This window comes from Neptunicella plasticusilytica (assembly GCF_047922965.1).
In the GTDB taxonomy this organism is placed as follows: domain Bacteria; phylum Pseudomonadota; class Gammaproteobacteria; order Enterobacterales; family Alteromonadaceae; genus Neptunicella; species Neptunicella plasticusilytica.
The window spans coordinates 3,533,807-3,545,771 of the sequence record NZ_CP150481.1 but is presented as its reverse complement, the minus strand read 5'-3'; the positions used below and the strand labels follow the sequence as shown (position 1 = coordinate 3,545,771).

Below are 11,965 nucleotides of genomic sequence, written 5' to 3'. Positions count from 1 at the left end.
GTTAATAAATAAAATGAAATCCGGTAGTACACTCCGAAGATTTTTCAGCGAAGTTGTATAAGTCATGTAGATACCCCGTTCGGCATTTCAGCATAAGTGGAATGACGACATCTCCAACAGAAAGGTCATAATAAATATTGGCCAGAAAAGTACTGTTGGAGCCAGGACGCCCACCATTTATTTGGCCCGTCGTATAAGATAGTTCGAGCGCCCAGTAGTCTTTTCCTGTGAGGCCGAACCTGAAGCGATTAAAGTAGCTGATGGTGGTGCCTTGATAGTGGCTCAAATGTTGATTAGTTGCCTCAATTGAACGGAAATTTCCGCTATTTTCATCTGTAATTAACGTGTTATCACGCAGTTTAAAGTGGATATCGAAGCAACTGAAATCTTGATCACATTGATTATCTGGCAGTTCTTTGCGGTTAAAGCGGTAAACTCCCCCCAATGAAACAAAATTGTTGCCCATGCTAATTGTTTCACTAGCAAGTTCACGGGCTTTACTCATATCAAAGTGGCTAGAATCGCTATATTCATTAAATATATCTGCCGCAATCCGATTTAAGGTTTCGAGACTTTCTGTTGATTGCCCATTAGATTCGTGTTCAACCGAAAGCCGGTATTCTCTCCACCCTTCAACTCTGTTCATTGAGTAGTAATACTGTATACCCGGATTATACCTCCTCCCGATAACCGGACCGGAATGACGCGTTCCCATATAAAAGTCAAATTCGACGGTGGCAGAAAAAGCTAAATTCCAGTCAGCCCCCTGATTTTTTTTATATTCTTCAATTTTCGGGGGCGTTAATAGATAGGCGACACTTAATTTAGCATCGATATGTTGATCGACTTTACTGCCATTTAAATAATCCAGAATAAGATAGTTATCTTCAAATTGACGGAAGCGACGTTGCTGGAAGTCTTCTACTGTAAAAACGCTGTCCAGTTGATCCTGTGCCAAAGGTGTACTGTCAAATATGCTTTTTTGTACGGCCCCTTGGCATAACATGGTATATAAAAACAGAGGAGCAATAATAAAAAGGCTGGAATGTCTCAACATCATTTTATTCCTCACTATTCGCCAAATTTATAAGAGAATGTGACCATTAACGGGAATTTGTAGGTTTTTTGTACCAAGTTACTGCTATCTATGGCTGTCTCACCTATATCTTGCCCCACTTTGTAGTCCCTTTTTAGCACATCAAATTGACTTCCAATTACACCGGCAGTAATCATAAAGTTGTCATTTATGATTGCACTCAATCCAATAAGGGCTGCGATAGAATTTTTATCTGTGCCCAAACCAACACTGAATCCGATATCAATGTCTTCGCCCCACACTTCGGATGCAAAGGGGTATGTAAACATTGCTGTTGCTGCATAGCTGATATCGTCCCTTTGGGTACCTCTAGCTATTTTGTAGGTAGCAGGTGCATCGGTGGTTGAGCCAGGAACCTTTTCAGAATAGAAGTATTCATCTTTATTATTCAGGAAGGTAAATCCCACGTGGGTAAGCCATTCGGTTGGCTTATCTTCTAGTACTAGCGTCGTAAGAGTATTTTCTCCCCGTTGTACTGATATTGTTACTTTTTGATGTTTAGAGAAGGTTACTAAATGCGAATCCATTGTTGCCGCGATGAGAGTCGCTATTCTGCCGCGAGCTTCAATGCAAGCGCTTGGTGGATTGATGCCCGTCAGCTCATTTATATATTCGGGTAACGCAGCTTCGTCAGTCAATTGGTATATTTTTTCTGATAGAGCATTAGTCTTTTCGTTTGGCTTATCGCACACATTTTGTTGTATTCCCTTGCCTTCTTCCTGACCTTGAACTGCCTTTTCACCTCCCTCCTTGGTGTCTTTAGCTTTTAACTTCTCGGGCATTTTTAATGCAGAGGGGAACAAATTTTCTTTGTTGATGTTAATTTTATATTTGTCTCGCTGTCCCGGGAGCAAATTCACAATTTGGAATTCATATTGCCCTGGCTCTACATCCTCCAGTTGCCAAGAGCTTGTTACGGCAAGGTTTAAGGTAATTTGTTGTCTATTGTTAATCCTGTCACTTAAATTTTCATCGCTGGCATTGGCGTGAAAGCCCGTAAGCAATAAGCCGAAAAATTGTACAGTTAGAAATGTTGTGAAGCGTTGCATAGCGAGTATCCTTTTTATTGAGTTTAAAAAAGGAGTGACGTGCTGACGCAAATACTCTCACGGAGATATAAATTAATATTGTCAAAAAGACGTTTTTAACCTCGATATTTCAGTCGATGATTAAATTAACAGGGCCAATGTGGTTATTTACCGCTGACTAAACCGAATCGATTCATATTGTCTATTGCTGGAGAGTAAAACAAAGCCCGCCCAATATCTGGGGTGTTTGAATCTGGGGTGACGCTGCATTTTATTTTTGGCTTTGCTCAGTGCCGTTGAGGAGTTTCCCGACAGAGCCAACTGTTGATAAAAATAGCGCATGAACTCCGCGCTAGGTTTGTCGGCTATGCTCCATAACGTGCCAATCACTGAGCCGGCTCCTTGGGCCATCATGCCGCGTGATAATCCATTTAACCCTTCACTGGCCGTTAATTCTCCTAGTAGAGTTTCACAACCACTGATGACGACAAGATGGGAATGAAATGGCTGACTAAGCAATTGGCTTAATGATAAAAATCCGGCTGTATAGTTAGGATTGTCATCCACATAGGATGTTGCCAGCCCAACAATCTCAGGATTTTCAGGGTCGAAATAACCATGTGTCGCAATATGTAATAGTGTCGCATAGCGTGCATCTTTGGACATCAATCTGCTGCTTGTTGCCTGAGTTCCAGTGGCTAAATTAATTCGCCTGGAAGCGAATATATTTTGAATATTTTCAGATTCTTTTGCTGTCCATAATAGTGGCGTCAGACTTTTTCCCCATGAGCGTAAATGCTCAATATTGTCTCTGCTATACGCAGGGTTATATTCAATATCGAAAGCAGGATTGGCGAATATCGCTATATCATATTGTCCGGATGCTTTATCTATTGCTACAGAAGAGAAGTAAGTACTTGCTGAATATGTTCTCACTATTTCAACCTCTGTTGTCAGAAACTGCTCACCGCCATTTTCTGCACTAATCGAAAGAGCTGAAAAAGGTAATAGATGAAGGTTCCCGTCCGGAATAATGACTAACTTGTTAATCTCTTGCTTTTTAATCCAGGCAACAGGTAACAAACTTTCCCCTTTTATTTGGGAAAAAATCTCAGCGTGTTTATTGTTTGCCAGCCACTCATCCCATTGCGTTAGATCAACGGTTTCGGCGTGCCATTCATTTTTGCTGATATAGAATAATATGTCGGTTTGTGGGGTACGAAAATAGCGCAAAAGAGCTTGATGTTCTTCCAGTCGAGTCTGGATTTGGTGGATAGACAAAGTGCTATCGGGGTGTTGCTTCACCGTTCGAACTTGCTGATATTTTTCATTGGCAACATCCAGTTGCTCTAAAGCCTGTTGTTTTTCTGACTCAGTCAGCGCATCTATTACCGCTGCCTCAGCGATTATCTTTTCTTTCCACGCAGATTGCCTTTCTTCCCCAGAATTTTCATTCACATTGTTATAGTATGCGCGGCTCCTTTTTAACACGCTGGATTGATATTGTTCGATAATATCAAAGGCAGCAAGGTAATTGGGGGAGGAATCAGATAAAAACAGATAATTCAGATAGGTATCCATCAATGCCCTGACTTGATTCATCCAGCTAGGGCCCAATTTCTCAAAGTCCAGCGTTTGTTCAACATTTTTTATAAAGGTAAATGCTTTAACAAAATGGGTTCTTACTGTTTGAACCTGCGTTTCATGCCGAATTTGAGTATTGGCCAGTAACGTCAAAATACGTAAGTGATGATAACTAAGTTGGGCGGCGGTGCCTTGTTCGAGCATTCTCTCGGCCCGTTCTAGAAAACTTTCGCTTGTGCTGATTTGACCTTGATTTAGGTAATATGTGGCAAGTGAGATGTAAAGATCGGCTTTGTCTTTGTTGCGGCTAAGCGTTGTTTGACGTTGCAGGGCCAGATCAAGGTATTTAAGGCTTTCTTCAGGGTTGTTCAGCTGCTGAAAAGCCTCAGCAATTCGGGCATAAATCAAAGCCAGTTTTTCTGGTTGTCGTATCAACGAGTCTTTTTCACTTTTAAGCAGCCAGGTTATCGCATCATCGTATTGATGTGTTAAAGCTGAGATTCTGGCCAATTCCAGATAAACTTTATATCTTCCTTCATCTGGATTATGCATGTCTGTTAGTTCAAGAGAGCGCTGATAGTAGCGTTTTGCGGTTATCCAATCTCCGATGTATGCGTAAGTGGCAGCCAGGTTAGCCGTTTGTGTCGCTAAGGCGATGAAGTTATTTTGTTGCCTGGCTAGCTGGATTGAACGACGCATCGTTTGCTGTGCTTCTGCCAATTTTCCGGTCCAGAGATAGGTCATGGCCAAATTATTCAGATAAGGTGCAATATCCAGTGGATGGGCCAGTTTTTGTTTTGCTTCGATAGCCAGATTTAACATTTGACCGGCTGAGATATAGTCACTGGAGACAGAGTAGTACGTTGCCTGCGCATTATACCACTCGGGCATGAGATCTAACCGGTTCTCACTGTCTAATTTTAAATAAAGGCTATCAATAGTCGACTTGCCGTCATTTATTTTTGCCAAATCCCCCAAGGATGCGCCATTTAATATCTGGCTGAAACCGTATTTAAGCAACGCGTAGCTTGTTAATTCTGGATTGATTTGCTTGACCAGCTGCAGATCAGGCTGTGTCAACTCACGGAACTCACTTTCTGCTTCGGCAAATCGATACAGATTAAAATTACTGTCTGCCAGCAAAAGCTTACCTATAGTGCATTCGGTAATCTCTGAACGATAACCATCCAGCATGTCGGAGGCCGCAGACAATGACTGTTGAAATTTCCCCATATTAACCAACATAGCGTAAAGTGTCTGACGTAATGAGCACTGGATGTCTGGGGGAATTCTACCAGAGGTCAGTACTTGCTGAAGCTGGTTCAAGATAAATGAGCGGGAGTTGTCTTGTTGCCAATGCAGTGTGACTGATTCCAATACCAAATAATACGGCAGTTGGTCTGATGTCATTGGTATCTGAGTGACTTCAATATCATCAGGGTGATAAAGGGCATCTATTTCTGGTACTACCTCCAACATGTACTTTCCTTCATCGGTAAAATCGATCGAGAAGTACTCAGTCTGGATTATTTGTGGTGGCCCCTGCATTGATCTGATTAATTTATCATTCTTCCACAACTTAATAGTGACGTTTACTTTGGGACTCACCAACTTGAAAAAGTGGCGTTGGTTTATTTTTGAGGCGATATCGAACAAGTATTTTTGGGTTGCAACAGAACGCTCATCCGCGCTGGTCACTAATGAGTTAAACAGCAAAAGCAGAGTGGTAGGAATCAACAGTTTTTGAACAAAACGGTTGATTCCGCTATAAACCGTCAAAATGAGACCTTGAGTTTAGTTACTCACGCCAAGTATAACTGGTATTACCTGAAACGATATTGTCCGACTTGGGCCCAACGTGTTTTTCCCAAAATAGCTCTGACTGATAACTCCTTCCTTGGCTATCTAACGAATAACTAATAAAAATGGTGACATGAGTCCACCCTCTTAGCGTGTTGCCATTTAATACGTCTCTAATTGCAATCCTTTGTGAATGTAATTTGTCCCGGGAGCCTACGATGAACTCGGCATGATCGAGTATTTTAACCGCTATTTCTGGCCATTTTTCACCTATATTGCCATTTAGTATGACTTTAACATGCCAATCTTTGTCTGTTGTAAATACAACATTGGTTTTCTGGCGGTGTGCTTCGGGTACCGGCATGCTGTAGGCAGTGGGATGATATTCTTCCAATTCAGGAATTTGAGAGTAGTCGACGTCGCTGACATAGGCTTCTTGAGTCAACCATTTTTTGATATCTTCGGGAAGTTGCATTGTTCTATCCTTTTGGTTTGCTGATAAATGTAATGAGATTCGACATACTCAATTTTTGGTTTGGATATTGGGTAACAATCTGTCTGTAAGGCTCGCTAGCGCATTGTTTTATCATCTCCAGATGAGTTTTTTTGTCCAGTGGGTGGTGGCCTCCATTTGGCAAATAGCAAGATATTATGGACTGACGCAGTACTTCGGCTACGATGACACTGCCTACTTTTCCTAACCTGGTTTTTCTAAATCGATAGTCAGGATAGGCCGATAGTGCCGACTCTCTGAGAACATATAGCCATAGTGGTAAGGTCCGGTTTTTAAAGTTATCAGTTAATTCGTCATAGACTGGTCGTAAATTTCTTTCTGCACCTGCGGTGACTTCGGGAAACTGCGCCAGGTTAATATCCGTAGCCAGTGTCTTTTGATGTGTGTTTAACCAATCCAGTACCGCATATCCGCTGGGAATCCTGGCATGGTCGGCCGCCATGAGGTTGAGATAGACGATATTGCCTTCCAGCGGGATGGAATCCATGCCTGAGGTTATTTGCAGATCAATCTTTGCAGCTTCCTGTGCATCCGCTCCAAAAAAGTTTGTCCAGTCAATTTTATGTTCATTGGAGATTGAGCCTGAATTACGTTGCCGTATTAAGGACAATAAATGGACCGGATTATCAGTATTGTCCTGATTAAGAATATATCGGGCGCGGGTCATGCTGTGGCCAAAACGAAATGCAGCGTGAGAAAACTCCAGAGGAATCGCAGTTAACGGGTGGGTGAACTGCAGTATGTATTCATGCCAGTCGCTGAAATAGCAATTATAGGTTTCCGGTTCTAAGGTTTCGAATAGGAAATCTTCAATAACAACTAGATGAAAAAGAGCGGTAACGATACTTTTTGCTTCGTGTATACGTGCTTTTATATCTCGGCAATGAGGGGCAACAAAGTCCTCTATTACCCAATTGTGTACTTGTTGCCATAGGCGATGCAGTTGCGCCACTATAACATTTTCATCGTTGCGGGGGTCAGGAATCAAAGCCTCGTTTGCTCGGCCCCGATATAAATCATAGCTGTTGCTAGAATTGGGTTGGAATCTTCCTTCGTTATCGAACAAAAAATATATTGTTTGGTCTGACAGATCGCCGTAGATACTGTCCAAATTAAGGCTGGGTGTCGTCATTCTGTCGAAATAGCTTGGGCGTGTCTTAGGAACGATATCGTGAGCAATTAGCTGGCCTAGGTAGGTATATCCCGCTACGTACTTGTGCGTGGATTCGATCGGTGATGTTGTACTGGCATCGGCACTGAGCATGTGTTTAGCCAGTGCCTTAATTTGATCCCCTGACAATAATGGTTGCGAGCTGGATATTGGAAAAAGTCGGTCATTGCAACTCATGCTTTTTCCTTAATTGGATATTTCAATACTAACAGGGACGCTAAATACAGGCTCCTTACTACCTAATGGAGTTACCGTCATTCGGTAATTTCCGCCGATAAGCCTGGTTTTGACCAACATGACTATTAGTTCACCGTTGCTGTTGGTTGTTATGCTGGACCAATTGTTCTTAACGGTTCCACTTTCATTTTCCAGTATTAGATTGACGTGTTCGCGAGCGCGCAATCCCGTATCTATGACAAGCAGCTTTTCTTCTTGCGATGGTAAAAAACGGACACTGGTACGGCCCGATACACTGCGCATTGTTTCCAGATAGACAATTTCCGGACTCTGTTTTGATAATTCGAAGGACGTCTGTGGTATGAAAGCGATAAGTATAATAGCGGCACTTAAGGCTCCACCTATTGCTACTCCCAATCCTGGCCATAGCCATTTATCAGTTAGGCTCCGCCAAAAGGGGCTTTTTTTCATCATATTGGGGTACGCCGAAATAAAAACGCTATCCAACTCCAATTCCTCCAGCAGTGCGGGTTTATCCAATATATAGGCTTCAAACTCAGCGGTTTCTTCCGCTGTGAGTTTGTTGTGCAGATAACGTCTTTTAATGTCGTTCTCGGCAATATAAGTTTCATCCATTGGTCTCATCCGGGCCTCAATTCAGTCGTTAACGACTTACTTTCAAATGGACGTCCACTCCATGGCTGCTTATTGAAAAGGTGTGCTGTAGTAGCCGTTTCTCTCATTTGAATATGAAAAAAAATCAGATTAATGGTGGTTTGCTGATATCCCTGCAAACTGACGAGCAGGGTAATGGTCAATAAACTACTGCTAATATTGTTGCTCTGTGTGTCATGCAATTTATGCAGTATGAGTTGTTTGAGTCGTTGTCTGGCTCGAAACAGCACTCGGTCAAAATGCTCCGCTGATAGTTGCAAATCGGCGCAAATCTGTTTCTTGTCCTGCTCGTAGATAAAGTAATTTTGTAGTATCTGGCAGTCTCGTTTGGTATTTAATTCTTGCATGACCTGCTGAACAAGCTGGACAGCTTTTTCCGAATTCAGTAAGTGTGACATGCCGAGAGCATCTGTCGGCACACGAATGTCAATATCGTCATCGGGTTGGGTTGCCCGACGTTTTTCTTTTCGGTAATGGGCTATCAGCAAGTTAATGCCGGTTTGACGAATAAAAGCACTCAGTGCTGCGGGATTGTCTATTGCACCGTTACGCGCTTTTGTAATGACAATAATGAAAGTGTCTTGCACCAAATCTGCTACCAGCTCTTTATCGTCTGTTTGCCGGTTGAGCACAAAGGTCAGGCCGCGCCAGTATCTGTTTGCCAGCAATTGTTCTGCTGACCGATCCCCTGATGTAATTCGGGTGACTAATGTTTCCGTGTCGAAATCGGACGCGGTGGAATTATTCTGTTGACCGCTCTTGTCCATCAGAACAGTTCTCCAACTTATAGATTAGGTTGTTATTGTTATTTGGTTAATTATTAACCTACACCAACTTGACGAATATGGGAATGATTGTTGTGAGCACGGCCCATGAAAACGAAACAGGAACTTTTGACAAAGGTCACTCTGTATTGGAGCAGAGGTGTCAGAATAATTTACACAGTCGTCAGGCTCGGTGTTGTGGATTAATTTAACTTGTTGATATTTATCTTGTTTTTTGTTGGCATGGTATTTGAATATATAACCCCTGGATACAATTTCTTCATAAAAAAACATCTAATTTCAATAAACTTATAAATGGGGATAAGTTGATGAAACATATAAATAAAATCGCAATATCAGCCTTTGCATTGGCTGCCATCTTTTCTGGTAACGCATCAGCAGCGTTGGTCACCAATAATGTTATTTTCGGAAGTGGTGTGTCTAACGGCAGTTTCACTGTTGATCAGAATGCTCAAATGGGCGTAGAGCTCGGATTGCGTGGCAAACTTCGCCACAATGCCAGCGGTATTCCGGAAAATACATTTAACGAATTCAATCCCGGCATGTACTACTTTGATGCAGGGGTGGCACCAACTCAAAGTGGTAGCACCGCAACCTGGAGCTTTGAGTGGTCAATTAATACTAATTTTGACGATAATTTACTTGGATTAAATCTCGACGATTTAGTCTATGAATTGGCGCTGGATATGGATCCTAGTCTCGGCACCAACTTTTTTGTTTTTGATCCCATCAATGGTTTTAATACTGGAGAAGCAGACGGTCATTGGGATCATAGTATTGGCGACAATACTACTGCACAAAGTGCCGGTACAGAAGCAACGGACATTGCCTCTTATACAGCGTTGTTAGCTGACAATAATCTGGCGCAAAACTCCTGGAAACCTCATTGGTTTATTCCAGGTTTTGATCCTACGGTAGATGGCACATATGACATTATGCTAAGCGCCTATGATCCTGCCGGTCAGAATGCGCTTGTCGCCAGCACTTCAATCCAGATCATTGTTGGCCAAGGCGGTTCTACTCAGGTTCCGGAGCCAGCTTCACTGCTTATTTTTGCTGCAGGTTTGTTAGGCTTGGGTGCAGCACGAAAACGTAAAACAAAGTAAATTTTCTGCAAGAAAATTATAGTGACGATGAAACCGGCTTAATGCCGGTTTTTTTTACATTTACGCCTTTATAAAAGCCTTATTTGTTTGGCGGCTTCGATGCAATAAGCTAGTCTTGGATGTTCCCGAATAACAATAATACTAAGGTCAACAGACCCTAATGGATTGCCCAATGTATAAAACCGCAATGACTTTACTGATTGGCAGCTTGCTGGCCGGCTGTAGTCAACCCGCTCCGTCGACAAGCGAATCTTCAGCTTCTGCGCCTGAAACGCAATTAAGCGCTTCAGTTGATCAAAACACTCAATTTGATCAGTTTAAAACCCGATTTTTAGAGGATACCTGGCGTATCTACCCCAATTACGGGATCTATGTAGGTTACTATCAATACGATGATGTACTGACGATTCCGGATGATCAGCAACAACAAAAAGAAAATGCTTATCTGCAGGCTACACTGGATAAATTAAACCAGTTTGAGTTGACTCAGCTGTCAGATAGCAATGCCACCGATTATGCATTGATTAAAAACCAGATTGAATCAACCATTTGGTACCGGGATTCCTTTAAATCTGACCAATGGGACCCGTCCAATTTTAATGTGGCCAGCGCTTTTGGGGTTATTCTTAATACCGACTATAAACCGCTGGATGAACGTTTATTGGCAGTGTTGAAGCGTTTGCAAAAGGTGCCTGCCTATTATGCGGCCGCCAAACAAAATATTACCCAACCGACGTTGGAACACACTGATTTAGCCATTCAGCAAAGCAAAGGGGCATTAGGTATCTTTACCGAATCAATACCGACTAGTTTGCAACAATCGTCATTAAGCGATCAACAAAAGCAGCAATTTGAACCATTGCTTGCTGCTTCTGTTGAGGCGATTAACGACTATATCGCTTTTTTACAGGATAAGCGCAGTGTGCTGGTCGATGGTGGTGCCAAAGATTTCCGCATTGGCGAAGTGCTTTATGAGCAAAAATTCAAATACGATATCGTATCGGATTACACCGCCAAAGAGTTGTATCAAAAGGCGATAGAAGCCAAGCAAAAGTTGCATCAGGATATGATAAGTATCACTGAGCAGTTATGGCCCAAATACTTTCCTGATAGCGACATGCCCGCTATCAAGTTACAGGCAGTTAAACAACTGATTGATCATTTGTCGGTTAATCATGTTAAACGCGACGAGTTTGTGGATGAAATTCGCCGTCAGATGCCGATTATTGAAGACTATATTATCCAGCATGATTTGCTCGATATGGATCCGACCCGGCCATTGGTGGTGCGTGAAACACCGGAATATCAGCGTGGTGTGGCAGGCGCGTCGGTGAATGCGCCCGGCCCTTACGATGCCACCGCCAATACCTATTACAATGTGACTCCGCTGGACGATTACACCGATGAGCAGGCCGAAAGCTATTTGCGCGAATATAACCACTGGATTCTGCAGATCCTGAACATTCATGAAGCCTTGCCCGGCCATTACACCCAGTTAGTCCATGCCAATAAATCACCCAGCAAGATCAAGTCTATCCTGGGCAATGGTGCCATGATTGAAGGCTGGGCAGTGTATGCCGAGAAAATGATGCTGGAATCCGGTTATGGCAACAATGAGCCGGAAATGTGGCTGATGTACGATAAGTGGAATTTGCGCGTTGTGGTTAATACCATACTGGACTATAGCGTCCAGGTGCTGGGCATGACTAAAGAAGACGCGCTGGATCTTCTGATCAACGAAGCGTTCCAGCAGCAAACTGAAGCCGAAGGCAAATGGCGCAGGGCAACATTATCGCAGGTACAACTCACCAGCTATTTTAACGGTTTTGCCGAAATTTACGCCTTCCGTGAAGAACTAAAGCAAAAAATGGCAGACAAGTTCGATCTTAAAATCTTCCACAATCAGTTCCTTAGCTATGGCAATGCACCGGTGCCGGTGATCCGCAAACTGATGTTAAAGGAATTAAATCTATAGCGTTATTAAAGGGAATTTATTCATAGAACAAATCGGGGCAACCTATTTCCATTG

General features: G+C 42.7%; 9 protein-coding genes. 2 read left to right on the top strand and 7 right to left on the bottom strand.

Annotation, left to right across the window (positions count from 1 at the left end):
* Window position 1: 1 nt before the first annotated feature.
* From V1467_RS15990 to V1467_RS15960, 7 genes are all read right to left on the bottom strand, one after another.
* Window positions 2-1,060, bottom strand: coding sequence for a phospholipase A (locus V1467_RS15990; RefSeq protein ID WP_416305968.1), 1,059 nt, complete (start codon window positions 1,058-1,060; stop codon window positions 2-4).
* 11 nt (window positions 1,061-1,071) lie between these two features.
* Window positions 1,072-2,145, bottom strand: a complete 1,074-nt coding sequence (locus V1467_RS15985; protein WP_416305967.1) for a hypothetical protein — start codon at window positions 2,143-2,145, stop codon at window positions 1,072-1,074.
* A gap of 147 nt (window positions 2,146-2,292) precedes the next feature.
* On the bottom strand, window positions 2,293-5,487 hold the full coding sequence (locus tag V1467_RS15980) for a CHAT domain-containing protein (RefSeq protein WP_416305966.1): 3,195 nt from the start codon (window positions 5,485-5,487) through the stop codon (window positions 2,293-2,295).
* A 19-nt stretch (window positions 5,488-5,506) separates the two neighbouring features.
* Window positions 5,507-5,983 carry a hypothetical protein gene (locus tag V1467_RS15975; protein ID WP_416305965.1) on the bottom strand — a complete coding sequence of 159 codons (477 nt, stop codon included), beginning with the start codon at window positions 5,981-5,983 and terminating at the stop codon, window positions 5,507-5,509.
* 4 nt (window positions 5,984-5,987) lie between these two features.
* Window positions 5,988-7,370, bottom strand: a complete 1,383-nt coding sequence (locus V1467_RS15970) for a peroxidase family protein (protein WP_416305964.1) — start codon at window positions 7,368-7,370, stop codon at window positions 5,988-5,990.
* A 9-nt stretch (window positions 7,371-7,379) separates the two neighbouring features.
* Complete coding sequence (locus V1467_RS15965; RefSeq protein ID WP_416305963.1) at window positions 7,380-8,006, bottom strand: hypothetical protein; 627 nt, start codon at window positions 8,004-8,006, stop codon at window positions 7,380-7,382.
* Window positions 8,007-8,011: 5 nt separating this feature from the next.
* Window positions 8,012-8,812, bottom strand: a complete 801-nt coding sequence (locus V1467_RS15960; RefSeq protein WP_416305962.1) for an RNA polymerase sigma factor — start codon at window positions 8,810-8,812, stop codon at window positions 8,012-8,014.
* Between the two features lie 326 nt (window positions 8,813-9,138).
* On the opposite strand from V1467_RS15960, the gene V1467_RS15955 reads away from it, so the two are divergent.
* The gene (locus V1467_RS15955; protein ID WP_416305961.1) at window positions 9,139-9,936 is read left to right on the top strand and encodes a PEP-CTERM sorting domain-containing protein; all 798 of its coding nucleotides are present in this window, start codon (window positions 9,139-9,141) and stop codon (window positions 9,934-9,936) included.
* A gap of 172 nt (window positions 9,937-10,108) precedes the next feature.
* Window positions 10,109-11,911, top strand: a complete 1,803-nt coding sequence (locus V1467_RS15950) for a DUF885 domain-containing protein (RefSeq protein WP_416305960.1) — start codon at window positions 10,109-10,111, stop codon at window positions 11,909-11,911.
* The last annotated feature ends 54 nt before the right edge of the window (window positions 11,912-11,965 follow it).

Excerpts from the sequence above, each read along its gene's own strand:
- V1467_RS15990 (WP_416305968.1), bottom strand. The coding sequence starts at position 1,060 with ATGATGTTGAGACATTCCAGCCTTTTTATTATTGCTCCTCTGTTTTTA.
- V1467_RS15985 (WP_416305967.1), bottom strand. The coding sequence starts at position 2,145 with ATGCAACGCTTCACAACATTTCTAACTGTACAATTTTTCGGCTTATTG.
- V1467_RS15975 (WP_416305965.1), bottom strand. The coding sequence starts at position 5,983 with ATGCAACTTCCCGAAGATATCAAAAAATGGTTGACTCAAGAAGCCTAT.
- V1467_RS15970 (WP_416305964.1), bottom strand. The coding sequence starts at position 7,370 with ATGAGTTGCAATGACCGACTTTTTCCAATATCCAGCTCGCAACCATTA.
- V1467_RS15965 (WP_416305963.1), bottom strand. The coding sequence starts at position 8,006 with ATGGATGAAACTTATATTGCCGAGAACGACATTAAAAGACGTTATCTG.
- V1467_RS15960 (WP_416305962.1), bottom strand. The coding sequence starts at position 8,812 with ATGGACAAGAGCGGTCAACAGAATAATTCCACCGCGTCCGATTTCGAC.
- V1467_RS15955 (WP_416305961.1), top strand. The coding sequence starts at position 9,139 with ATGAAACATATAAATAAAATCGCAATATCAGCCTTTGCATTGGCTGCC.
- V1467_RS15950 (WP_416305960.1), top strand. The coding sequence starts at position 10,109 with ATGTATAAAACCGCAATGACTTTACTGATTGGCAGCTTGCTGGCCGGC.